At 63.3% G+C, this 24,068-nt stretch carries 23 protein-coding genes; 20 read left to right on the top strand and 3 right to left on the bottom strand.

What is annotated here, in order from left to right:
* The first annotated feature begins 48 nt into the window (after nt 1-48).
* The 13 genes from VPH40_RS23565 (at nt 49) to VPH40_RS23505 (ending at nt 15,173) form a co-directional block, all read left to right on the top strand.
* Nucleotides 49-1,317 (top strand): YeaH/YhbH family protein, encoded by a 1,269-nt coding sequence (locus VPH40_RS23565; RefSeq protein ID WP_077407911.1) that lies wholly within the window; start codon nt 49-51, stop codon nt 1,315-1,317.
* On the top strand, nt 1,317-2,918 hold the full coding sequence (locus tag VPH40_RS23560) for a SpoVR family protein (protein WP_099666828.1): 1,602 nt from the start codon (nt 1,317-1,319) through the stop codon (nt 2,916-2,918). Before VPH40_RS23565 ends, VPH40_RS23560 begins: the two co-directional genes overlap by 1 nt.
* Before the next feature lie 539 nt (nt 2,919-3,457).
* Nucleotides 3,458-4,114 carry an energy transducer TonB gene (locus tag VPH40_RS23555; RefSeq protein WP_289911227.1) on the top strand — a complete coding sequence of 219 codons (657 nt, stop codon included), beginning with the start codon at nt 3,458-3,460 and terminating at the stop codon, nt 4,112-4,114.
* A gap of 86 nt (nt 4,115-4,200) precedes the next feature.
* On the top strand, nt 4,201-5,121 hold the full coding sequence (locus VPH40_RS23550; RefSeq protein ID WP_180278707.1) for a MotA/TolQ/ExbB proton channel family protein: 921 nt from the start codon (nt 4,201-4,203) through the stop codon (nt 5,119-5,121).
* Nucleotides 5,122-5,126: 5 nt separating this feature from the next.
* Nucleotides 5,127-5,555, top strand: a complete 429-nt coding sequence (locus VPH40_RS23545) for an ExbD/TolR family protein (RefSeq protein ID WP_071075811.1) — start codon at nt 5,127-5,129, stop codon at nt 5,553-5,555.
* 105 nt (nt 5,556-5,660) lie between these two features.
* The gene (locus VPH40_RS23540) at nt 5,661-6,092 is read left to right on the top strand and encodes an ExbD/TolR family protein (protein ID WP_170840419.1); all 432 of its coding nucleotides are present in this window, start codon (nt 5,661-5,663) and stop codon (nt 6,090-6,092) included.
* A gap of 78 nt (nt 6,093-6,170) precedes the next feature.
* The gene (locus VPH40_RS23535; RefSeq protein ID WP_305052944.1) at nt 6,171-7,382 is read left to right on the top strand and encodes a hypothetical protein; all 1,212 of its coding nucleotides are present in this window, start codon (nt 6,171-6,173) and stop codon (nt 7,380-7,382) included.
* Between the two features lie 187 nt (nt 7,383-7,569).
* Nucleotides 7,570-8,541 carry a bifunctional riboflavin kinase/FAD synthetase gene (locus VPH40_RS23530; protein WP_328574653.1) on the top strand — a complete coding sequence of 324 codons (972 nt, stop codon included), beginning with the start codon at nt 7,570-7,572 and terminating at the stop codon, nt 8,539-8,541.
* An 81-nt stretch (nt 8,542-8,622) separates the two neighbouring features.
* Nucleotides 8,623-11,523, top strand: a complete 2,901-nt coding sequence (gene ileS / locus VPH40_RS23525; protein WP_099666825.1) for an isoleucine--tRNA ligase — start codon at nt 8,623-8,625, stop codon at nt 11,521-11,523.
* Nucleotides 11,524-11,706: 183 nt separating this feature from the next.
* Complete coding sequence (lspA, locus tag VPH40_RS23520) at nt 11,707-12,210, top strand: signal peptidase II (RefSeq protein WP_077407922.1); 504 nt, start codon at nt 11,707-11,709, stop codon at nt 12,208-12,210.
* Between the two features lie 17 nt (nt 12,211-12,227).
* Nucleotides 12,228-13,448, top strand: coding sequence for a bifunctional phosphopantothenoylcysteine decarboxylase/phosphopantothenate--cysteine ligase CoaBC (gene coaBC, locus VPH40_RS23515; RefSeq protein WP_099666824.1), 1,221 nt, complete (start codon nt 12,228-12,230; stop codon nt 13,446-13,448).
* A 34-nt stretch (nt 13,449-13,482) separates the two neighbouring features.
* Nucleotides 13,483-13,932 carry a dUTP diphosphatase gene (gene dut / locus VPH40_RS23510; RefSeq protein WP_099666823.1) on the top strand — a complete coding sequence of 150 codons (450 nt, stop codon included), beginning with the start codon at nt 13,483-13,485 and terminating at the stop codon, nt 13,930-13,932.
* A gap of 137 nt (nt 13,933-14,069) precedes the next feature.
* Nucleotides 14,070-15,173, top strand: a complete 1,104-nt coding sequence (locus VPH40_RS23505) for a M48 family metalloprotease (protein ID WP_328574652.1) — start codon at nt 14,070-14,072, stop codon at nt 15,171-15,173.
* A gap of 144 nt (nt 15,174-15,317) precedes the next feature.
* Here the strand turns inward: VPH40_RS23505 and VPH40_RS23500 are convergent, their stop codons facing one another.
* A complete protein-coding gene (locus VPH40_RS23500) occupies nt 15,318-15,458 on the bottom strand; it encodes a hypothetical protein (RefSeq protein WP_162835767.1) in 141 nt (46 codons plus the stop codon).
* Between the two features lie 100 nt (nt 15,459-15,558).
* On the opposite strand from VPH40_RS23500, the gene VPH40_RS23495 reads away from it, so the two are divergent.
* From VPH40_RS23495 to VPH40_RS23475, 5 genes are all read left to right on the top strand, one after another.
* Nucleotides 15,559-16,566 (top strand): XdhC family protein, encoded by a 1,008-nt coding sequence (locus VPH40_RS23495; protein ID WP_328574651.1) that lies wholly within the window; start codon nt 15,559-15,561, stop codon nt 16,564-16,566.
* Nucleotides 16,567-16,635: 69 nt separating this feature from the next.
* Complete coding sequence (locus VPH40_RS23490) at nt 16,636-17,559, top strand: DNA-3-methyladenine glycosylase family protein (RefSeq protein WP_328574650.1); 924 nt, start codon at nt 16,636-16,638, stop codon at nt 17,557-17,559.
* Between the two features lie 57 nt (nt 17,560-17,616).
* Nucleotides 17,617-17,988 carry a COG4315 family predicted lipoprotein gene (locus VPH40_RS23485; protein WP_099666819.1) on the top strand — a complete coding sequence of 124 codons (372 nt, stop codon included), beginning with the start codon at nt 17,617-17,619 and terminating at the stop codon, nt 17,986-17,988.
* Nucleotides 17,989-18,009: 21 nt separating this feature from the next.
* Complete coding sequence (locus tag VPH40_RS23480; RefSeq protein ID WP_099666818.1) at nt 18,010-18,531, top strand: RNA polymerase sigma factor; 522 nt, start codon at nt 18,010-18,012, stop codon at nt 18,529-18,531.
* Nucleotides 18,528-19,313 (top strand): anti-sigma factor family protein, encoded by a 786-nt coding sequence (locus VPH40_RS23475; protein ID WP_328574649.1) that lies wholly within the window; start codon nt 18,528-18,530, stop codon nt 19,311-19,313. Before VPH40_RS23480 ends, VPH40_RS23475 begins: the two co-directional genes overlap by 4 nt.
* A gap of 43 nt (nt 19,314-19,356) precedes the next feature.
* Here the strand turns inward: VPH40_RS23475 and mug are convergent, their stop codons facing one another.
* Complete coding sequence (mug, locus tag VPH40_RS23470) at nt 19,357-19,878, bottom strand: G/U mismatch-specific DNA glycosylase (RefSeq protein WP_328574648.1); 522 nt, start codon at nt 19,876-19,878, stop codon at nt 19,357-19,359.
* A gap of 152 nt (nt 19,879-20,030) precedes the next feature.
* Here mug and VPH40_RS23465 point away from each other — a divergent pair, with 152 nt between their 5' ends.
* Nucleotides 20,031-20,507 carry a (2Fe-2S)-binding protein gene (locus VPH40_RS23465; RefSeq protein WP_289903870.1) on the top strand — a complete coding sequence of 159 codons (477 nt, stop codon included), beginning with the start codon at nt 20,031-20,033 and terminating at the stop codon, nt 20,505-20,507.
* Nucleotides 20,504-22,810, top strand: a complete 2,307-nt coding sequence (locus VPH40_RS23460; protein ID WP_328574647.1) for a xanthine dehydrogenase family protein molybdopterin-binding subunit — start codon at nt 20,504-20,506, stop codon at nt 22,808-22,810. Before VPH40_RS23465 ends, VPH40_RS23460 begins: the two co-directional genes overlap by 4 nt.
* Here VPH40_RS23460 and VPH40_RS23455 read toward each other — a convergent pair.
* Entirely contained in the window at nt 22,807-24,012 is a 1,206-nt protein-coding gene (locus tag VPH40_RS23455) for an MFS transporter (RefSeq protein ID WP_328574646.1), read from the bottom strand. The two genes, VPH40_RS23460 and VPH40_RS23455, sit on opposite strands and share 4 nt — an antisense overlap.
* Between the last annotated feature and the right edge of the window lie 56 nt (nt 24,013-24,068).

Genomic DNA, 24,068 nt, shown 5'->3' with positions numbered 1-24,068 from the left:
GCCCGAGGGCTGGCGGGGCGCGCAAGACGAGAAGCAAGGAGGCACCCTTTGACATATCTCATCGACAGGCGCTTGCAAAGCAAGAATAAATCCGCCGTCAACCGCGAGCGTTTTCTGCGGCGTTACAAGGGCCAGATCAAGGATGCCGTGGGGCGCGCCATCAAGGGGCGCTCGATCACGGACGTCGAGAATGGCGAGAAGGTCAGCATCCCCGTCAAGGACGTGGGCGAACCGTCGTTCGGCCACGCGCATGGCGGCGTATGGGAAGTGGTCAATCCCGGCAACAAGGAATACCTGAAAGGCGACCAGATCGCGCGGCCGAAAGGCGGCGGTGGCGCCGGGCGGGGCAAGGCGGGCAATAGCGACGAAACGACGGAAGACGACTTCATCTTCGAATTGTCGCGCGAAGAATTCATGAATTACTTCTTCGAAGACCTGGAATTGCCGCACATGGTGAAAACCCAGCTGACGGCCACCACGGAATTCAAGAACCAGCGCGCCGGCTACAATATGTCGGGCACGCCATCGAACATCCACGTGCTGCGTTCCCTGCGCGGCGCGCTGGGGCGGCGCATCGCCGTCGGCGGCGGCGCCCGCAAGCAGCTGGCGCAGGCCGAGGAAGACCTGGCCGAACTGCTGCACGAAGGCGCGCCCGACAGCGACCCGCTCGTCACGGAACTGCGCCGTTTGATCCACCACCTGCATACGCGCCTGCTGGCCATCCCCTTCATCGACCCGTTCGACTTGCGCTACAGCAACCGCATCAAGGTGCCCAAGCCGATGACGCAAGCCGTCATGTTCTGCATCATGGACGTGTCCGGCTCCATGGACGAGTCGCGCAAGGACACGGCCAAGCGCTTCTTCATCCTGTTATATCTGTTCCTCAAGCGCGCCTACGACAAGATCGAGGTCGTCTTCATCCGCCACCATACGGCGGCGGCCGAAGTGGACGAGCATGAATTCTTCAATTCGCGCGAGTCGGGCGGCACCGTCGTATCGTCCGCGCTGCACTTGCTCAACACCATCATCGACGAACGCTATGGCGCCGGGCAATGGAACAGCTATGTGGCGCAGGCGTCCGACGGCGACAACTGGGACAACGATTCCGTGCTGTGCCGGCAATTGCTTATTAATACCATCATGCCCAAGGTGCAGTACTACACCTATGTCGAGATCACGGACGGCCCGCAGCAAAACCTGTGGGAGCAATACGCGGGCGTGCTCGACCATCACGCCCATTTCGCCATGCAAAAGATCGTCACGCCGGCCGATATCTACCCGGTCTTCCGCGAACTGTTCAAGAAACAGGTGAAATGATGAGTGCAGCCTTTGACCGCGCCAGCAACACCCCGGGCGAACCGTTCGCGCGCCTGCGCCATCCGAACGCCCTGCCCGAGCAGTCGGAATGGACGTTCGAACTGATCGAGCAAATCCACGAGGAAATCCGCCGCGTGGCGAAACAGTTTGGCCTCGACACCTATCCGAACCAGCTGGAAATCATCACGGCCGAGCAGATGATGGATGCCTACACCTCGGTGGGCATGCCCGTCTCCTACAACCATTGGTCATTCGGCAAGCATTTTTTATCGACCGAGAAAAGCTACAAGCGGGGCCAGATGGGCCTGGCCTACGAGATCGTCATCAACTCGAACCCGTGCATCGCCTATTTAATGGAGGAAAACAGCCTGACCATGCAATCGCTGGTGATCGCGCATGCGGCGTACGGCCACAACTCCTTTTTTAAAGGCAATTACCTGTTCCGCGCCTGGACGGATGCGGACGCCATCATCGACTATATGGTGTTTGCCAAGAATTACATCGCCGAATGCGAACAGCGCCATGGCGTCGACGCCGTGGAATTGCTGCTCGACTCGTGCCACGCCATCCAGAACTATGGCGTGGACCGCTACAAGCGCCCGGCGAAACTGTCGATGGCGAAGGAATATGCGCGCCAGAAAGAGCGCGAAGCCTATGTGCAGTCGCAGATCAACCAGCTGTGGCGCACCCTGCCCCGCCGCGAGGATGAGGAGGAAGAGGAAGACCAGCGCAAGGCCGCGCCCCGCTTTCCGCCCGAACCCGAGGAAAACCTGCTGTATTTCATCGAAAAGTATGCGCCGCTGCTGGAACCGTGGCAGCGCGAGATGGTGCGCATCGTGCGCAAGATTTCCCAGTACTTCTATCCGCAGCGGCAAACCCAGGTCATGAACGAGGGCTGGGCCACCTTCTGGCACTACACGATATTGAACCAGCTGTATGACGAAGGCGTGGTGGGCGACGGCTTCATGATGGAATTTCTGAAAAGCCATACCAACGTGGTCTACCAGCCGCCCATCGACAGCCCGTACTACAGCGGCATCAACCCGTATGCGCTGGGTTTTGCCATGATGAGCGACATCCGCCGCATCTGCGAGCACCCGACCGACGAAGACCGCGCCTGGTTCCCCGACATGGCCGGCAGCGACTGGCGCAAGAGCCTGGACTTTGCCATGCGCAATTTCAAGGATGAAAGCTTCATCGCCCAGTACCTGTCGCCGCGGCTGATCCGCGAATTCCACTTCTTTACCGTGCTCGACGACGACAAGAATGAAAAACTGGCCATTTCCGCCATCCACGACGATGCCGGCTACCGCTACGTGCGCCAGCAACTGGCGGAACAGTACAACCTGGGCAACCGCGAGCCGAATATCCAGGTCTGGTCCGTCAACACGCGCGACGACCGCGCCCTGACCCTGCGCCACACGCAATTCCAGCGCCGCCCGCTGAACCAGCAGGCGGCCGAGGTGCTCAAGCACGTGGCACGGCTGTGGGGCTTCGATGTGCACCTCGATACGGTCGACCCACAGGGGGCGGTACTGGGCACCTTGAATTGCCGGCGCGAGAAGCGCAACCGGCGCGATGACCCGGTTGCCAAGCCATGAAATGATTTGTTGATAATAATCAATAGCAAGAATATAAGCGCTTCCTATGCCTATATAGGAATTCAGTATGGCCTGACGGCCTCGAAACGGCTGTCAGGAGCGCCTTTTTTGACCTGGGTGAAGTGCGTTCCGCACCCGTTTGGTGCGCGCGACGGGCTAAGTGGTCTGGTTCCGAGGCAAAACATTTCCAAAAAGAAAGATTTTTCTCCAAATTTAGCAGTTTCCATATTGGATATCACGAAATATAATTCCGCCAGATCGACACATCGGAGAACTTAGCAGCGGTCGCCCAAAACGGCTGTAAAAAACCGATAAGACCGCCTTTTTTTATGTCCGAAAGCGTGCAAAGATGACATAAGCAAGTACGTTTTCAGGGCGCAAAAGCGCCAAAAATTTAACCGGTTTTAGGCGTTAAAAATCTGTGTAAAATAAAGAATTCGTATGTATAATTCGGCGACGTCCCGGATACGGCTGGAGCTTTGTGTCGTCATTTTGGGGTTCAGTTGCAAGACAAGAGATGGTATTTGGAGAAAGCAGGCATGAATTTTTCGAACGAGAAAAGTCCCAAGAACTACACAGGCATAACCGTCGTTGTCCTGCTGCACGTTCTCGCGGCTTACGGGATCGCGACGGGCTTGGGCAAGCGGTTGGTCACCAAAATGATGGAACCGGTTGAAACCAAGATTATCGAGGAAGTCAAACCGCCTCCACCGAAGGATCTTCCACCGCCACCACCGCCGCCAGAAATGAAGGCGCCACCGCCGCCATTCATTCCGCCAGTCGAGGTGAACGTGCAGCAGCCGCCGCCACAGCAGAACGTGATTGCAAATGCGACTGCCGTGAAGCCAGCATCGAATGTATTGGCACCGCCAACGCCGCCAGCACAGCCTGCGCCAACTCCTGGACCAGCCAAATCGGTGCGTACACCGGCCGTGGTTGACTTCAGCGTCTGCGAAAAACCGGCTTATCCAAAGTCGTCGCAGCGTAACGAGGAAACCGGTGTGGTGACACTGTCGTTCCTGATCGGTGTAGACGGCAAGGTCGCTGATTCGAAGATCGTGAAGTCCAGCGGCTTCAGGGACCTGGACAAAGCTGCGGTGCAAGGTATCAGCCGCTGTACATTTAAGCCGGCAACAGTTGACGGCAAGCCGGAACAAGGCTGGCAGCAAATGCAATACGTTTGGTCGCTGGATTAAAACCCGAGACAGTTATCCCCTGTCTCACACTATGATTTCGTTGTCATTACGTTCAGCGATCTGTTATTTTTAATTTTGGAGGAAGCATGTTTAAGAATACCCGTTTGTCCGCATTTTTTGCCGCGGTTCTGTTGTCCGTTACCGCTACTACCGCTCTGGTAGCAGCTCCGGCATTCGCTGACGCGCCAGCATCGGCTGCCGCTTCGGCTCCTGCGGCAGACGCTGCACCAGCACCAGTTGCTGCAGATGCCGCCGCTCCAGCAGCAGCTCCAGCCGCTGATGCAGCCGCTCCAGCCAAAACCGAAGAAGTGCACAACCCGTTCGGCCTGTCCGCAGTATGGGACGGCGGCTTCGTGCCACGCGCCACCCTGATCATCCTGTCCATCATGTCGATCGGCAGCTGGTACATCATCATCACCAAACTGCTGGATCAAATGAAGATCTTCAAGCAAGCTAAAGAAGCCGCTTCCAAATTCTGGAAAGCTCCTTCGATCGCTGCTGGTTCGGCAACCCTGAGCGAAGGCTCGCCATTCCGCTTCATCGCTGAATCGGGCACCAAGGCAACCGCTCACCATGACGGCGCCCTGCTGGAACAAATCGATCTGTCGACCTGGGTGACGATGTCGATCCAGCGCGCTTCGGATAAAGTCCAATCGCGTCTGCAAGATGGCCTGTCGTTCCTGGCAACCGTTGGTTCGACCGCACCGTTTATCGGTCTGTTCGGTACCGTTTGGGGTATTTACGGCGCGCTGACCGCTATCGGCATGACCGGTAACGCATCGATCGATAAAGTTGCAGGTCCAGTTGGTGAAGCACTGATCATGACCGCTTTCGGTCTGCTGGTCGCCGTTCCTGCCGTTCTGGGTTACAACTGGCTGGTACGTCGTAACAAATCCGCAATGGAAGACATCCGCTCGTTCAGCGCCGACGTTCACTCGGTCCTGGTTTCCGGCGTAATGTCCACCAGCGAAGCTGGCCGTGCTGCCGGCGCTAAAAAGATCGGATAAGAATCATGTCGATGTCCGTCGGCTCCGACAGCGGAGATGAAGATCAAGTAATGTCAGAAATCAACACGACGCCGCTCGTCGACATCATGTTGGTTTTGCTGATCATTTTCTTGATCACCAGTCCGGTTGTCCTCAAATTGCAGAAAATCGATCTGCCGATTGAGGCCAACCAAGCCCTGCAAACCAAGCCAGAGAACGTCAACATCGTTGTTAACAAGGATGGTGAGATTTACCTGGGCCAGACCAGACTGAAAGACACGAACGAACTGTTCGATTATCTTAAAGTTGAAGCAGTGAAAGTACCGCAGCCGGAAGTACACGTTCGTGGCGACCAAGAAACACGCTACGAATCGATCGGCCGGGTTATTTACACGACCCAACGTGCCGGGATCCAGAAGGTCGGCTTCATCACCGAACCACCTGACAAGGGCTGATAGCGACTGACAGCGGCGCCCCGGCAACAGGGGGGCGCCACTGACGGAAGCTTGCCGGGCGGCAGTATCGCCCGGTGCTTCGTTGGACTTCTTAAAGGAAACACTATGAGTATGAATGTCGGTTCGGGAAGCGCAGCAGGCGCGGATCCGGAACCAATGATGGAACTGAACATGACGCCCCTCATCGACGTGATGCTGGTGCTGATTATCATGTTGATCATCACGATTCCTAAGCAAAACCACTCGGTGAACCTGAACATGCCGGTCGGCACCCCGCCGCCACCGACAACCGAACCAGTGGTCGTCACGATCGATGTCGATTTTGATGGCACTATCTTGTGGGACAATCAGGTCGTACCTGATCGTAATACGCTGGAAGCCAAGCTGAGCAACGTTGCTGCGCAAGCAGATCAGCCAGAAGTGCATCTGCGTCCTAACAAGCTGGTGGAATACAAAGTCGTCGCCGGTGTGATGGCGTCGGCGCAGCGTCTGGGCGTGACCAAAATCGGTCTGGTCGGCAACGAGCAATTCCAGTAAGCTGTAGCAATCAGGTTATCTTTACATCCGAATAGGCAGGACTTCCTGCCTATTCGCTTTTTACTGAAAGACTTTCTCATGTCCAAGTTTCGTCTCGCTCATCTCGGCCTCGTCATGGCCGCTATCGGTTTTACCGCAGCAACTCCCGTAATCGGCCTGGGCTCGCTGGCATATGCCGCGGACACCGTGCGTGCCGAAGTGGGCAAGCCATTGCAAGAAGCGCAAAAACTCGCTGGCAGCGGCAAAAACAAGGAAGCACTGGCCAAGCTGCGCGAAGCTGACAGCGTCGGCGGCAAGACCGCCTTTGAAAGCTACCAGATCGAACGCGTGCGCGCCTCGGCCGCCGCCGCCGCTGGCGACAACGGCACCGCCATCAAGGCTTTTGAAGCCGTCATCAATTCCGGCCGCCTGAGCGCCGCCGAAGCCCCCAAATTCACGCAAGCGCTGGCAGGCATGTACTACCGCGCCAAGGATTGGCCAAACACCATCACCTGGATCAAACGCTCGCTGAAAGACCGCGAAGATCCACAGATGCGCGAACTGCTGATCCAGACCTACTACGTCAGCGGCAACTTCGCCGAAGCGGCAAAAGAACTGCAAGCGCGTGGCGGCAACTCGGAAGCGAGCCTGCAAATGCTGGCCAACATCCAGTTGAAGCAAAACGACAAGGGCGGCTACGTTGCCACCCTGGAAAAACTGGCATCGAGCTATCCGAAAACCAGCTACTGGGCCGACCTGCTGAACCGCGTTTCGGGCAAACCTGGCTTCTCGCAACGCCTGGGCCTGGATGTCCAGCGCCTGCGCCTGGCCAACGGCCTGTTCAGCAAGCCTTCCGAATACATGGAAATCAGCCAGTTGGCCCTGCAAGCAGGCAATCCTGGCGAAGCGCTGAGCATCATCGAGCAAGGCTACAAAAAAGGCGTGCTGGGTACCGGCGCCGATGCGCCACGTCACCAGCGTCTGAAAGACCTGGCCCTGAAAACCCAGGCTGACCTGAAAGCCAACGCGGCCAAGTCGGAAGCGGAATACGCCAAGAACAAGGACGCCGACAGCTTGAGCAAGCTGGGCTTCGCCCTGGTCTACGATGGCCAGGCCGAAAAAGGTCTGGGCTTGATGAACGACGCCGTGAAACTGGGCACCGCCAAGTATGCGGAAGAAGCCAAGCTGCATCTGGGCATCGCCTACATCCACGCCGGCAAGAAGTCCAACGCTACGACGGCACTCAAAGCCGTCAAGGGCACGGATGGCGCGGCTGACCTGGCCCGCTACTGGACCTTGATGAATAAATAAGACAACACCGCCAAGGCGTTGTCGGGCAGCTAGTCGAGTGCCATCCAAAAGCGTTGCCAGCATACCCGCCGGCAACGCTTTTTATCATTTCAGCAGTGAAATTCGCCCTGCGTCCACCCTGCCGGGTGTGCATCCCCGAAACAGTCCGTATAATCCCCCTTTTGGCACAGTTTTTCATCAGATTCCTATGAAGGTATTCCGCGGACTTCCCAATGCCCAGGCACGAGCGCCTTGCGCTCTGACCATCGGCAATTTTGACGGTGTCCACATCGGCCATCAAGCCTTGCTGGCGCGCGTGCGCGGCGCGGCGACCGAACTCGGCATTGAAGCGGCCGTGATGACGTTCGAACCGCACCCGCGCGAATTCTTCGCGCAGCGCGCGGGCGACCTGTCCAAGGCCCCGCAGCGCATCGCCAACTTGCGCGACAAGCTGCAATCGCTGGATGACGCCGGCATCGACCGTGTCGTCGTCGAGCACTTCAGCGCCCAGTTCGCCGCCTTGACGCCGCAGGAATTCACGGAAAAAGTCCTCGTCGACGGCTTGCACGTGAAATGGCTGATGGTCGGCGACGACTTTTGCTATGGCGCCCGGCGCGCCGGCGACGTGGCCATGCTGCAGGAAGCGGGCCGCAAATATGGTTTCCATGTAGAAACATTGCCTACCGTGATGAACGGCAGCACGCGCATCTCGTCGTCCGCCGTGCGCCTGGCGCTGGCCGCCGGCGATTTTCCGCTGGCCACGCAGCTGCTGGGCCATCCGTACGCCATTTCCGGCCATGTCATCCACGGCCAGAAACTGGGCCGCACCCTCGGTTTTCCCACCCTGAACCTGCGCGTGGCGCACCGTCCCGCCCTGTCCGGCGTCTTCATCGTGCAAGTGCACGGCCTGGCGCCGCAGCCGCTGCCGGCCGTGGCCAGCCTCGGCGTGCGCCCCACCGTCGACGACAGCGGCCGCGTCTTGCTGGAAGTGCATCTGTTTGATTTCAATCAATCCGGCTACGGCAAGCTGGTGCGCGTGGAATTCCTGGAAAAGCTGCGCGACGAAGAAAAGTACGACGACTTGCCCACCCTGACGGCCGCCATCGAGCGCGACTCGAACCAGGCGCGCGCCTATTTTGAGCAGCGCAGCGGCGCCATTACCGCCACCGACCGAATTTGACGCCGGCCAACTCCGCCGCCTGGCGGCACTTGCCGTCGCAAACCCGCTGCAAAAATATACTCCATACCATTAAAGAAGATTATGTCCGATCAAAACAAGCCAGCCACGCCCAAGCAGAACAAGAAGCCTGAAAGCAAATACCCGGTCAACATGACGGAAACCCCGTTCCCGATGCGCGGCGATATGGCCAAGCGCGAGCCGCAATGGGTACAGCAATGGCAAGACAAGAAAATCTACGAGCGCGTGCGCAAGGCTGCCGCCGGCCGTCCGAAATTCATCCTGCATGACGGCCCGCCGTATGCGAATGGCGATATCCACCTGGGCCACGCCGTCAACAAGATCCTGAAGGACATGGTCGTCAAGTCGCGCTCGCTGGCCGGCTTCGACGCGCCGTACGTACCGGGCTGGGATTGCCACGGCATGCCGATCGAGATCCAGATCGAAAAACTGCACGGCAAGAACCTGCCGACGGCCGAAGTGCTGGAAAAGGCCCGCGCCTACGCCAACGTGCAGGTCGAGCGCCAGAAGAAAGACTTCATCCGCCTGGGCGTGCTGGGCGAGTGGGACAACCCGTACCTGACCATGGCGCACGGCAATGAAGCCGACGAATTGCGCGCGCTGGGCAAGCTGCTGGAAAAAGGCTATGTGTACCGCGGCCTGAAGCCCGTCAACTGGTGCTTCGACTGCCAGTCGGCGCTGGCCGAGGCGGAAGTGGAATACGCGGAAAAACGCGATCCCGCCATCGACGTCGGCTTCAAGTTCGCCGAGCCGGAAAAACTGGCGGCCGCCTTCGGCCTGCCTTCCCTGCCGACCGATAACGGTTTCATCGTCATCTGGACCACCACGCCGTGGACCATCCCGTCGAACCAGGCGCTGAACGTGCACCCGGAAGTCAAATACGCGCTGGTGAAAGCCGAGCGCGATGGCCAGCCGCTGCTGCTGATCCTGGCGCAAGACCTGGTCGTCGCCAGCCTGGCGCGCTTCAAGCTCGATGGCACGACTATCGCCACCTGCGACGGCGCGGCCCTGGCCGGCATCAGCTTCCGCCACCCGCTGCATGCGGCCGACGCCTTCTACGACCGCCTGTCGCCCTTGTACCTGGCCGAATACGTGACCACGGAAAGCGGCACGGGCGTGGTGCACTCGGCGCCAGCCTACGGCCTGGACGACTTCATCTCGTGCAAGGCGCACGGCATGAAGGACGACGACATCATCAAACCCGTCATGGGCGACGGCAAGTTCGCCTCGACCCTGCCCCTGTTCGGCGGCATGACCATCTGGGAAGCGTCGAAGCCGATCTGCAACGCCCTGCGCGAAGCCGGTGCGCTGTTCGAAGTCAAGATGTTCGACCACAGCTACATGCATTGCTGGCGCCATAAGACGCCGATCATCTACCGCGCCACCTCGCAGTGGTTTGCCGGCATGGACGTGACGCCGAAAGACGGCGGCGCGACCTTGCGCGAAACGGCCTTGAAAGGCATCGCCGACACCGAGTTCTTCCCGGACTGGGGCCAGGCGCGCCTGCACGGCATGATCGCCAACCGTCCCGACTGGACCCTGTCGCGCCAGCGCCAGTGGGGCGTGCCGATGGCCTTCATCGTGCACAAGGAAACGGGCGACCTGCATCCGCGCACGCCGGAACTGCTGGAGCAAGTGGCCAAGCTGATCGAAAAAGGCGGCATCGAGGCCTGGCAGGCGCTGGACCTGGCTGACCTGATCGGCGACGAAGCGGCCATCTACGCGAAGAACAAGGATACGCTGGACGTGTGGTTCGATTCCGGCGCCACGCACCAGACGGTGCTGGGCGGCCCGCAAGCGCACGGTTCGCACTCGACGCAGCTGCAATTCCCGGCCGACCTGTACCTGGAAGGCTCGGACCAGCATCGCGGCTGGTTCCACTCGTCCCTGCTCGTGTCGTCGATGCTCAATGGCCGTCCGCCATATAAAGCGCTGCTGACGCACGGCTTCACGGTCGATGGCGAAGGCAAGAAGATGTCGAAGTCGCTGGGTAACACGCTGGCGCCGCAAAAGATCTCGGACACCCTGGGCGCGGACATCCTGCGCCTGTGGATCGCCTCGACCGACTACACGGGCGAGCTGTCGATCTCCGACGAAATCCTGAAACGCGTGACGGAATCGTACCGCCGCATCCGCAACACCCTGCGCTTCCTGCTGGCGAACACCTCGGACTTCAATCCGGCCACGGACGCCGTGCCGGTGGCCGAGATGTTCGAAATCGACCGCTATGCGCTGGCCAACATGGCCTCGCTGCAAACGCAGATCGAGAACAACTACGCGCGCTACGAATTCCACCCGGTCGTGTCGAAGCTGCAGACGTACTGCTCGGAAGACCTGGGCGGCTTCTACCTGGACATCCTGAAGGACCGCCTGTACACCTCCGGCCTGACGTCGCACGCGCGCCGTTCGGCGCAAACGGCCCTGTGGCACATCACGCAAAGCCTGCTGCGCCTGATGGCCCCGGCCCTGTCGTTCACGGCCGAGGAAGCGTGGGCCGTCTTCGCCGGCAGCGAAGCGTATGCCGCCAGCGATGAAACCATCTTCACGCAAACCTGGTGGCAGCTGCCGGAAGTGGCGGATGCGGCCGACCTGCTGGAGAAATACACGGCCCTGCGCGCCGTGCGCACGGACGTGACGAAACAGCTGGAAGACTTGCGCACTTCGGGCGCCATCGGCTCGTCGCTGCAGGCGGAGCTGACGATCAAGGCCGCGCCGATGAAGTACAAGCTGTTGACGACCCTGGGCGACGACTTGAAGTTCGTCTTCATCACCTCGCAGGCAACGGTAGCCGAAGTGGCCGACGAAGCGGCCGAGGAAGTGGTCGTGGCCGCGTCGACGGCGCCGAAGTGCGAGCGCTGCTGGCACTACCGCAGCGACGTGGGCACGGATGCCGCGCATGCCACCCTGTGCGGCCGCTGCGTCAGCAACCTGTTTGGCAAGGGCGAAGTTCGCCGCTTCGCCTAAACAACGGCGTCAAAATCTGCTGCGCGTCGCGATTTGCGGCCTGCGATGCTCACCGTACTAGAGTACGGTTGCGCTTCTCGGCCACAAATCGCTGCCGCTCGCTACGATTTTGCCCGCCGTTGTATGCTATCCGTCCAACCGCCGCCTGCTGCCAGGCGGCGGCTTTATCTTCCCTGGAAAAATATGGCCACTAAAAACCGTTTTTCATCGAAACCGCAATCGCCGCTGACGCTGTGGCTGGGCATTGCCGCCATCGTCATCCTATTCGACCAGATCACCAAGATCACGATCCTGAAGACCTTCCGCTATGCGCAGGAAATGGTCATCACCTCGTATTTCAACCTGGTGCTCGCGTATAACAAGGGCGCCGCATTCAGCTTCCTGTCCGACCAGGGCGGCTGGCAGCGCTATTTCTTCACCGGCATCGCCCTGGCGGCCGCCATCTACATCATCTACCTGCTGAAAAAGCACGCCGGCCAGCGCATGTTCTGCTGGGCCCTCTCGCTGATCCTCGGCGGCGCGCTGGGCAACGCTATCGACCGCCTGATGTACGGCCACGTGGTCGATTTCCTCGACTTCCACTGGAAAAGCTGGGGCCATTTCCCTGCTTTCAATATCGCCGACAGCGCCATCTGCATCGGCGCGGCCCTGTTCATCATCGATGAACTGCGCCGGGTAAACAAATAAACACGCAGGAGAACGGCATGGAACTGTCCGGCAAAAAAATCGTCCTGGGACTCTCGGGCGGCGTCGCCTGCTACAAGGCGGCCGAATTGTGCCGCGCGCTGACCAAGGCAGGCGCCTCGGTGCAGGTGGTGATGACGGATGCGGCCAGCCACTTCATCACGGCCGTCACGATGCAGGCCCTGTCCGGCCACCCCGTGCACACTAGCCAGTGGGATGCGCGCATAGCCAACAACATGGCGCATATCGATTTGACGCGCCATGCGGACGCGATTTTGATCGCGCCGTGTTCCGCCGACTTCATGCGCAAGCTGGCGCACGGCGTGTGCGACGACCTGCTGTCGACCCTGTGCCTGGCCCGCCCATCCCACCTGCCCCTGCTGGTGGCGCCGGCCATGAACGTGGAAATGTGGCAAAACCCCGCCACGCAACGCAATGTGCAGCAGCTGCGCGACGACGGCATCAAGCTGTTCGGCCCGGCCGCCGGCGAACAGGCGTGCGGCGAAACGGGGCTGGGCCGCATGCTGGAACCGGAACAGCTGCTGACGGAGCTGATCGCCGCCTTCCAGCCTAAGGTATTGGCGGGCAAGCGCGTGCTGGTCACTGCCGGCCCCACGTTCGAAGCCATCGACCCCGTGCGCGGCATCACCAATCTGTCCTCGGGCAAGATGGGCTATGCGGTGGCGCGCGCGGCGCGCGAAGCGGGCGCCGAGGTGCTGCTCATTTCCGGCCCCACGGCCCTGGACGCGCCCTTCGGCGTGCGCCGCATCGACGTGCAAAGCGCGCAGCAGATGCACGATGCGGTACTCGCCCACGTCGATGGCCAGCATGTCTTCGTCGCCGTGGCCGCCGTGGCCGACTGGCGCGTGGCCAACGCCAGCGAACAAAAGATGAAAAAGCAGGCCGACGGCTCCGTGCCGGAACTGCAGTTCGCGCAAAACCCCGACATCCTGGCCACCGTGGCGGCGCGCACCAACCTGGCCGGCTATCCGTACTGTGTCGGTTTTGCCGCCGAATCGGAAAACCTGGTGGAATTCGGCTCGACCAAGCGCGAAAAGAAGGGCATCCCCTTGCTGGTCGGCAATATCGGCCAGAACACGTTTGGCCAGGATGACAACACCATCATCCTGTTCGACGAGGAAGGCCATACCGTACTGCCGCGCGCCTCGAAACTGAACCTGGCGCGCCAGCTGATTTCGGAAATCTCGAAGCGGCTGGCCAAGAATTCGCTGCTCAAATAACCTTTTATACGACTTAGCTTAGTTAGTTAGATTAATGAAAAATATCGACATCAAGATCCTCGACGCCCGCATGAAAGAAATGCTGCCGGCCTACGCCACACCCGGCAGCGCCGGCCTGGACCTGCGCGCCTGCATCGACGAGGCGATCACCATCGAAGCCGGCCAGACCGTGCTCATTCCCACGGGCCTGGCCATCCACATCGGCGACCCGTCGTATGCGGCCATGATCCTGCCGCGCAGCGGCATGGGCCACAAAAACGGCATCGTATTGGGGAATCTGGTAGGCTTGATCGACTCCGATTACCAGGGCCAGCTGATGGTATCGACCTGGAACCGGGGCCAGAGCGCTTTCACGCTCAATCCCATGGAACGTCTGGCGCAACTGATTATCGTGCCGGTGCTGCAAGTGGGCTTTAACGTCGTCGAGGAATTCGGCGACAGCGAACGCGGTGTTGGCGGTTTCGGCAGCACCGGCAAACATTAACAGCGACTGACAAACCGTAGCGAGCGGATGTGAGTTGTGGCTGAGAAGCGGAGCTGTGCGAATGCACAGTGAGCATCGGAGGCCGCGACCCGCGCCGCGCAGTAGGTTTTGTCAGGAGTTACAAGAAGGATTGTCTCATGCCAGGTTTCCGCCATCTGATCACAGCCCCAACTTCGCTGCGCCAACTGGCCACTCCCCTCCTGCTGGCCAGTGCGGCCATCCTCGCCGGCTGCACCACGCCGGCGACGCATGTCAGCGGCCCGTTCAACGTGGTGCCGGCGCCCGATGCGCCCGCCCCGACGGCGCAGCAAAAGGCGGCGCAGGAAGAACTGGTGAAGATGGTGGCGCTGCAGGACCGCCTGTCGAAAGTCTCGGCGCCCCTGCTGATCAACAATGCGGACCTGTGCAAGACGTATGCGCGCAACTTGCTGGGCTTCACGGCGCAGAACAAGTATTCCTACCCCGGCATCTATGCCGACGCGGCGCAGGCTGCCCTCGGCTACGGCGAACAGATGCAAGTCTCCGGCGTCTTGCCGGGCAGCGGCGCCGCGCGCGCCGGCTTGCGCAAGGGCGACGGCTTGCTGGCCGCCGAAGGCAAGCCGCTGCCGGCCGGTCCGAAGGCGGAAGGCCCGTTTGGCGCCATCGTCGGCCCGCTGGCCTCGAAAAGCGCAAGCCTGAACATGACCATCGCCCGCGACGGCCAGCAGCAGGACCTGAAAATTCCCGTCACGCGCGCCTGCGCCTTCCGCGTCGCCCTGGGCAATGCGGACAATATCAACGCCTACTCGGACGGCGCGCGCATCATGCTCACGCGCGGCATGGTCAATGCGGCGCAAAACGACGAAGGCATCGCCTTTGTCATCGCCCGCGAAATGGCGCACAACATCCTCGACCACGCGCGCAGCCAGCGCACGGCAGGGACGGCCGGCAGCATCATCGACAGCCTGGGCGCCGTGCAGCCCGACGTGTCGATGCTGACGGGCGCCGCCGGCATCAAGGCCATGCCGCAGGAACTCGACGTGCAAGCCGACACCCTGGCCATCTACCTGCTGGCGCGCGCCGGCTACAACGTCGACAACGCGGCCCGCTTCTGGCAGCGCCTGGCCACGCAAGTGCCGGCCACGGTCGCCAACGGCTACACGGCCCTGCATCCGGGTACCAACTCGCGCATGGCCGCCGTCAACCGCGCCGTCATCGACGTGCGCGCCAAGCAGGCGGCGAAGAAACCGCTGAAGCCTTAGAACGCCTACCATAACCTACTGCGCGTCGCGCTTTGCGGTCTGCGATGCTCACTGTGCTCAAGCACAGTTGCGCTTCTCGGCCACAAATCGCTGCCGCTCGCTACGGTTCTGTCAGACGTTCTTCATCGATCAAACAGGGATTGCTCAGGCTCCCGGGAAGTTGGGGAAGTAGGTGCCCATGATCCAGGTCAGGGCACCGCAGAACACCACGGCTAGGAACAGGACAATGAGCAGCTTGCCGAACTTGGGAATACCCTCTTCTTGCGTCTTGACTTCATTTGACATGAAAATTCTCCGCAGGGTGGTGGAACAGGTAGTATATCCACAATCTTGAATACTTTTCCATACTTTGCCGCAAACATGCGGCATGTAACTCGCGCGCGCCATGGACAGCATCGACCTTGAAGTTCTGAAAACCAGCGCCGCCTGGCTCGCCGCCGGCCGCCGCTGCGAACTCGTCACCGTCATCAAGACCTGGGGTTCCAGCCCCCGCCCTGTGGGCGCCACCCTGGCCATCTGCGACGATGGCACGGTGGTCGGTTCCGTCTCCGGCGGCTGCATCGAAGATGACTTGATCGACACCGTGCGCGTGCACGGTATCGTGCGCAGGCAGCCCGAAATCGTCAGCTACGGCATCAGCGCCGACGAGGCGCACCGCTTCGGCCTGCCCTGCGGCGGCACCATCGAACTGGCCATCGAGCCGCTGCACGCGGGCAGCCGCGTGGCCGAACTGCTGGCGCGCCTGGAAGCGCATGAACTCGTCGAGCGCCGCCTCGATCTGCGCAGCGGCGCGGTCACCCTGCAGCGCGCCACGCCGGGCGCCGTGCTGGCCCTGGAAGACGGGGCGCTCACCACGCAGCACGGCCCGCGCTGGCGCCTGCTGATCATCGGCGCCAGCCAGCTGTCGCGCTTCGTGGCGCAAATCGCCACGGCCATGGATTACCACGTCATCGTCTGCGACCCGCGCGAGGAATACCGGGGCGGCTGGAACGTAGCGGGCGTGCCCCTGCTGCACGCCATGCCCGACGACCTCGTGCTGGAATTAAAGCTCGACAGCCGCAGCGCCGTCGTCGCCCTCACGCACGACCCCAAGCTCGACGACCTGGCCCTGATGGAAGCGTTGAAGTCGCCCGCCTTCTACGTGGGCGCCATCGGCTCGCGCGCGAATAACGCCAAGCGGCGCGAACGGCTGCTGCAGTTCGACGTCAGCGCCGAGCAGCTGGCGCGCCTGCACGCCCCCATCGGCCTGTACATCGGCAGCAAGACGCCGGCCGAAATCGCCATTTCCATCCTGGCCGAACTGACGGCCGTGAAAAACGGCGTGCCCGACGCGCTGCAGATCCAGCACGCGGCCGCCTTGAGCCCGCCCAACCCTGACCTCTGCGTGCGCTGAAGCGTGAAAAGCAAGAAACGGGATGCGCCAGCATCGTCCCCCTGATACCTTCCCTGACTTTGGCCCGCCATGACCCTGCTGCACTGGACCCTCCCCCTGCCCGCCGGCTACCGCCGCGACGACGTCATCGCCTTCCACAGCCGGGATACGCAAGCCGTGGCGGAACAAGTCACGCCGACAGGCCTGCGCAAGGGCATCCTGCTTGCCGGCGTCCCCGTGGTACTGGACGTGGCGTTCACGCAGGATGCCGCCATCTGCCAGGCAGACCTCGACGACAATGACGATACCGTCGCCGACCTGCAAACGCCGCTGCACGGCGCCCTGCTGAACATCCTCGGCCTGCGCATCGACCCGCAGCCGTTCGCGCAACTGGCCGCCGCCGACCCGCTGCTGGCGCCCTTGATCCGCGTCAACCCGGGCTTGCGCATCGTGCAATCGGCCAGCCCCTTCGAAGCGCTGACCTGGGCCATCATCGGCCAGCAAATCAACCTGTCGTTCGCCATCGCCCTGCGCCGCACCTTCATCGTGCAGGCGGGACGCCGGCATGGCAGCGGATTGTGGTGCTACCCGGAGGCGCGCGACGTGGCGCGGCTATCCGTCGAGGATTTGACGAGCCGCAAATTCTCGCGCGCCAAGGCGGAAACCGTGCTGCGTCTGGCGCATCTCGTCAACGATGGAGAACTGTCGCTGGAGCTGCCCCCTTCCGGCGACATGGTGGCCATTTCGCAGGCGCTGCTGGCCGTGAAGGGCATCGGCCCGTGGACCGTCAACTATGCGCTGCTGCGCGGCTATGGCTATGCCGACTGCTCGCTGCACGGCGACGTGGCCATCCGCGCCGCCCTGCAAAAGCTGCTAGGCGAAGAGGTCAAGCCGGACATGGCGCGCACGGAGCAGTGGCTGCGCCAGTACGCGCCGCACCGCACCATGGCCGCCGCCCACCTGTGGGCCAGCCTGCACGCGCCGGAAAAAAATATTTTGCCTGCCGGGGAATAAACGGCGGGCGGCACGCGTCCATCCCTTGCAAGCCCCCAAAACCTCAAGGAGACCATCATGCGCTTTACCACTTTTGCCGCTACCGCCCTTTGCACCGCCTTGTCCGCCCCGCTGGCCTTTGCCGCCGACGTCATGCCCGCCAACGGCATGCTGGTCAACGCCAGCGGCATGACCGTGTATGTGTTCGACAAGGATATCGCCGACAGCGGCAAGAGCGCCTGCAGCGGCGGCTGCCTGGTGGCCTGGCCCGCCGTCATCGCCACCGAAGCGGCGCCCGCCGCCCCGTATGGCAGCATCAAGCGCGAAGACAACGGCGCCATGCAGCTGACCTACAAGGGCAAGCCCCTGTACCTGTACAAGGAAGACAAGAAACCGGGCGACGCGGCCGGCGACAATTTCAAGAACGTGTGGCACGTCGTCAAGCCTTAAGCACACCATCCCGCCGCCACGATGACCACACAAGAGGACAGCCGCCAGCTGCAAGCCTGCCTGCCCGGCCTGCGCCGCTATGCGCGCGCGCTGGCGGGCGCCGCGCACGCGGACGACCTGGTGCAGGACACCGTGGAGCGGGCCTGGCGCAAGTTCGACCAGTGGCAGCGCGGTGGCGAGATGCGGCCCTGGCTGTTTTCCATCATGCATAACCTGCACGTGGATCAACTGCGCCGCCCCGGCCTGGCGCTGCAGGAGCTCGATGACGACGCCCTGCTGCCCGCGCCGGAGCGGGCGCCGGGACAGGCCATCGCCATCGGCGAAATGGATGCGGCGCTGGCCCGTTTGCCGCTGGGGCAGCGCGAAGTCATCCTGCTCGTCGCGCTGGAACAGATGCCGTACGAGCAGGTGGCGTCCACGCTGGGCATCCCCGTCGGCACCGTCATGTCGCGGCTGTCGCGCGGACGCGAGCGGCTGCGCGAACTGCTCGACGGCCGCCCCGCCGGCAGCCATGGCGCCCCTACCCTGAAAGTCGTGAAATGACAACGCAAGCCATCAGCGAAGCGCAATTGCACGCCCTGGCCGACGGCGTCCTGCCCGAGGAGCAGCGCGCATCCATCGACGCCCACCTGCGCGCGCATCCCGAGGACGCCGCCAGGGTGGACGCGTGGCGCGAACAGAACCGGCAATTGCGCGCCCTGTTCGATCCCGTGCTGGACGACGCCGTGCCGCCGGCCCTGCGGCAGGCGGCATCGCCAGCGGCGGCGAACGGCGCCTGGCGCCGCCCCGCCATGCAGGCGGCAGCGGCCATCGTGCTGCTCATCGCCGGCGGCGCGGGCGGCTGGCTGCTGCGCGGCGGCGACGGCACAAGCGCCAGCGCCAGCCCCCTGACCCTGGCGCGCAGCGCCGCCATCGCCCATGCCGTCTACACGCCCGAAGTGCGCCACCCCGTCGAAGTGGGCGCGGCGCAGGAAGCCCATCTGGTGCAATGGCTGTCGAAACGCCTGGGTACGCAACTGCGGCCGCCCGCGCTGTCGCCACTCGGCTATCACCTGATCGGCGGGCGCTTGCTGCCCGGCGATGGCGACGGCCCCGTAGCGCAATTCATGTACGAAGATGGCGCTGGCAAGCGCCTGACCCTGTACGTGGCCAAGGAACGGGCGGGCCGGCAGGAAACGGCTTTCCGCTATACGCAGGAAAAGGATCTGAGCGTGTTTTACTGGATCGACGGCCAGCTCGGTTATGCCCTCTCGGCGAGCCTGCCCAAACGGGAACTGGGCAAGATCGCCGACGCCGTGTACGCGCAGCTGGAGCAAGCCCGCTAAGCCCCTCCATCCATGCGCAAGTGCGCTGAACGCCAGTCAAGTATCAGCCCAGCGCGCGCTTGAGTTCCGCATACGCGTCGACCAGCCGCTCCTTCGAATAGCCGCGATTGAGGCCACTCGGATTGGGCAAGATCCACACGCGCGCGCCGCCGAAGCGCTCTGGCTGCTCGCCCCACGCCAGCTGGCGTTTTCCCGTCATCGCCGCGTAGGCGGCCTTGCCCAGAAAGGCGATCCACTGCGGCTGCGCCCATGCCAGCTTGTGCCGCAGGCCCGCCGCCGCTTGCGCGAATTCGTCCGCTCCCACCTGGTCCGCGCGGCTGGTCGGGCGCCCGACGGCCGCCGTCAAGCCCAGCCCGAAACCGAGCACGCTGGCATCGTCCTGCGGCGCCACCAGGTGCGGCGTGAAGCCGGCCAGGTGCAGCACGGGCCAGAAGCGGTTGCCGCGGCCGAGAAAATGGTGGCCGGCCGCCGCCGCGTCCACGCCGGGATTGAGGCCGCAAAAAACCACCTGCAAGCCGGGAGCGAGGATGTCGGGCAAGCCCGGCGCCGTTGTGAGGTATGTCATGGAAAACTCCGATATCAGAAGCCGCAGTATGCCACCGGCGCCATCTCCTGCAGCGCAGGGCGACCGGTGCTACCATCCCCTACTGATGAGCTAATCCGTCTGGCGGATGGCCGTCGCGCTGTCCCGCACCATCCCCACTCCGAGGAATACACATGACGACCCTGACCATCAATGGCAAGCAGCACGACCTTGCACTGCCTGAAGACACGCCCCTGCTGTGGGCCCTGCGCGACGAACTGGGCATGACCGGCACCAAATTCGGCTGCGGCATGGCCCTGTGCGGCGCCTGCACCGTGCACCTCGATGGCGAAGCCATCCGCTCCTGCGTGACGCCCATGTCGGCCGCCGCCGGCAAGAAGATCACCACCATCGAAGCGGTGGGCGAAGACAAGGTCGGCCTTGCGCTGCAACAAGCCTGGCAGGAACACGGCGTGCCACAATGCGGTTACTGTCAGGCCGGGCAAATCATGTCGGCCACGGCCCTGCTGCACAAGACGCCAAGACCGAACGACCAGCAAATCCGCGAAGCGATGAGCGGCAATATCTGCCGCTGCGGCACCTACACGCGCATCCACGCGGCCATCAAGCAGGCTGCAAGCAGCATCCACGCAAAAGGAGCGGCCAAATGAGCATCCATGACACTGCCGCCGCACATTCGCCTGCGCGGCGCAACTGGCTCAAGGCCGCCGGCGCGCTGGCCGGCTTGACCCTGGTGGCCGGCCCTTCCGGCCTCGTGATGGCGGCCGATGCCGTCAAATACGGCGGCGACAATATGGCGGGCGGCGTGGTCGACGACACCCTGGTCTTCCTGTCAATCGGCGCCGACGGCATCGTCACCATCGTGGCGCACCGCTCCGAAATGGGCCAGGGCATCCGCACCAGCCTGCCCATGGTGGCGGCCGACGAACTGGGCGCCGACTGGGCGCAGGTGCGCGTGCAGCAGGCGCCCGCCGACGAAGCGCGCTACGGCAGCCAGGATACGGACGGTTCGCGCAGCATGCGCCACTCGTTCCGCGCCATGCGCCACGTGGGCGCCACGGCGCGCCTGATGCTGGAAACGGCGGCCGCCGTGCGCTGGGACGTGCCCGTGACCGAGGTGAAAGCCGTCAATCACGCGGTCGTGCATGCGGCCAGCGGACGCTCGCTGTCCTTCGGGGCGCTGGCCGAAGACGCGGCCAAATTGCCCGTGCCGCCACGCGCGCGCATCAGCCTGAAAACGGCGGGCGAGCTGCGCTACATCGGGCAAACCAGCACGCGCGGCATCGACCTGCACGACATCGTCACGGGCAACACCCACTTCGGCATCGACACGCGCCTCGATGGCATGGCGTATGCCGTCATCGCCCGTCCGCCCGTCTTCGGCGGCAAGCTGAAAAGCGTGGACAAGACGGCGGCCCTGAAAGTGCCGGGCGTGCTTCGCATCGTCGAACTGGCGGGCAGCCCGCCGCCGGCCATGTTCAATCCCCTGGGCGGCGTGGCCGTCATCGCCAGCAACACCTGGGCCGCCATCAAGGGCCGCGAAGCGCTGGTGCTGGAATGGGACGACGGTCCGAACGGCGCCTACGATTCGAAAGCCTTCCGCAAGACGCTGGAAGCGGCCGTGCGCCAGCCGGCCAGCCCGGCGCGCGACCAGGGCAAGACGGTGGCGACGCTGGCCGCGGCTCCCGCCGCGCGGAAATTCAGCGCCGAATACTATCTGCCCCACCTGGCCCACGCCACCATGGAGCCGCCCGCCGCCACCGTGCGCATCGCCAACGGCAAGGCCGAAGTGTGGGCCTGCGTGCAGGCGCCGCAGGCGACACGCAGCAACGTGGCCAAGGCCCTGGGCCTGACGTATGACGACGTGACCGTCCACGTGACCCTGCTCGGCGGCGGCTTCGGGCGCAAATCGAAACCCGACTTCGCCGTCGAGGCGGCACTGCTGTCGAAAGCCATGGATGGCGCGCCCGTCAAGCTGACGTGGACGCGCGACGACGACCTGCAGCACGACTACCTGCACACGGTATCGGTCGAACGGCTGGAAGCGTCGCTCGATGCGAAAGGCATGCCGACGGCCTGGCTGCACCGCACGGCCGCGCCCACCATCACGTCGACCTTCGCCGCCGGCGCGAACAAGCAGGCGCCGTTCGAACTGGGCATGTCGGCCATCAACGTGCCGTTCGCCATTGCGAACATCCGCGTCGAAGTGCCGGAAGTGCCGGCCCACACGCGCATCGGCTGGTTCCGTTCCGTGTCGAACATCCCGCACGCGTTTGCCATCCAGTCGTTCACGGCCGAACTGGCGCATGCGGCGAAGAAGGACCACCGCGACTACCTGCTGGCGCTCCTGGGCCCCGCGCGCAGGATCAACCCGGCCGACCTGCCCGACGGCTGGAACTATGGCGAAGATCCGGCGAAGTATCCGGTCAATATCGGCCGCATGCGCCACGTGATCGAGCTGGCGACGGCCAAGGCGGGCTGGGGCCGCAAGCTGCCCAAGGGACGGGGGCTGGGTCTGGCCGTGTCCTACAGTTTCGTCACCTATGTGGCGGCCGTGATCGAAGTGGAGATCAATGCGGCCGGCGAAGTCATCGTGCCCAGGGTCGACATCGCCATGGATTGCGGCCCGCAGATCAACCCGGACCGCGTGCGCTCGCAGATCGAGGGCGCCTGCATCATGGGCCTGTCCCTGGCCATGAGCGGCGAAATCAGCTTTAAAAATGGCCGGGTCGAGCAAAGCAATTTCCACGACTACGCCGTGCTGCGCGCCGCCGACGCGCCGCGCGTGATCCACACGCACCTGGTGCCGGGCACCCTGGACATGGAGCTGGGCGGCGTGGGCGAGCCGGCCACGCCGCCCATCGCGCCCGCCCTGTGCAACGCCATCTTCGCCGCCACGGGCAAGCGCATCCGCGCCCTGCCCGTGGGCATGCAACTGGCGAAGAAAGGCTAGCCGCGCCGCGCCGCCGGCAACTGCAGCAGCAACGCTGCGGCGGCGACCAGGGCGGCGCCGGCCGCCAGCAGCCACATGGGCCAGTCCAGCAGGAGCAGCACCCCGCCCGTGGCGGCGCCGATGGCGCTGCCCAGGTACAGCGCCGATTCGTTGAGGGCGATGGCCAGGTTGCCGTCGCCCTGGCGCGCACGCACGGCCAGCAGTTGCTGGTTTTGCGGCACTTGCAGGGCCCAGCCAGCCGCGCCCCACAGCACGATAGGCGCGAGCATCAGCCAGGCCGACCAGCCGGCCGCCAGCGGCAGCGCGCCCAAGGCCAGCGCCAGCAGCAGCAAGATGAGCCAGGTCAGTTTCGGCGCCGCCACCTTGTCCGCCCATGGCCCGACCAGCACGCTGCCAACGATCCCCCCCACGCCCCACGCCCACAGGAAGGGCGTCGCGGAGATCGCCAAGCCCTGCGCCGACCACGCCAGCAGCGGCGCGATGAAGGTGTACATGCCCAGGCTGGCGACGGCCGCCAGCAGCGACACGAGCAGGATGGCCAGCACCTGCCCGTCGGCCAGCAAGGCCAGCTTGCGGCGCAGCGAGATGGCCGGCGCGGACGATGCGGCAGGCAGCGCGGGCAGCTTCCACAGCAAGCCCGCCAGCGCCAGCGCACCGAGAAGCGCCACCAGCCACAGGGCCGCCGTCCAGCCCAGCTGCTGCGCCAGCAGCAAACTCAAGGGTACGCCCAGCACCGTGCCGCCCGCCATGCCACCCATGATCGCGCCGATGGCCTTGCCCCGCTGCTGCGGCGCCGACACGCCGGCCGCCGCCGCGATGCCCAGCGCCAGGTACACGCCCGCACCGATGCCGGCGATGGCGCGCCATGCCAGCAAACCGCTGAAACCGGGCGCCAGCGCGCTGGCCCCGTTCGCCAGCACGAACACGCCCAGGGCGACCAAAAGGCCGGAGCGCTGCGCGCGCGCCGGCAGCAAGGCCACCATCAGCGGCGAGCCGAGGCCATAGGCCAGCGTAAACGCCGTCACCAGTTGCGCCGCCATCGCCAGGGAAACGGAAAACGCGCCGGCGATCATCGGCATCAAGCCTGCCGTCACATACGACGCCATGCCCAGCGCAAACGCGCCCACGGCGATCAGGTAGACGGTGGCGGGCAGCACGGCGGCGGAAGTGCCAGTACTGGCGTGAGAAGAATGGTCGGACATGGGCAAGCCTTCGGGAAGAAAGCAGGCATTCTGGAATACAATATAAACAATTACAA

Source organism: Janthinobacterium sp. P210005 (assembly GCF_036231865.1).
Lineage (GTDB): Bacteria > Pseudomonadota > Gammaproteobacteria > Burkholderiales > Burkholderiaceae_D > Janthinobacterium > Janthinobacterium kumbetense.
Note: the sequence above shows the minus strand (reverse complement) of the source record. Positions and strands in the feature narration are given on the sequence as shown.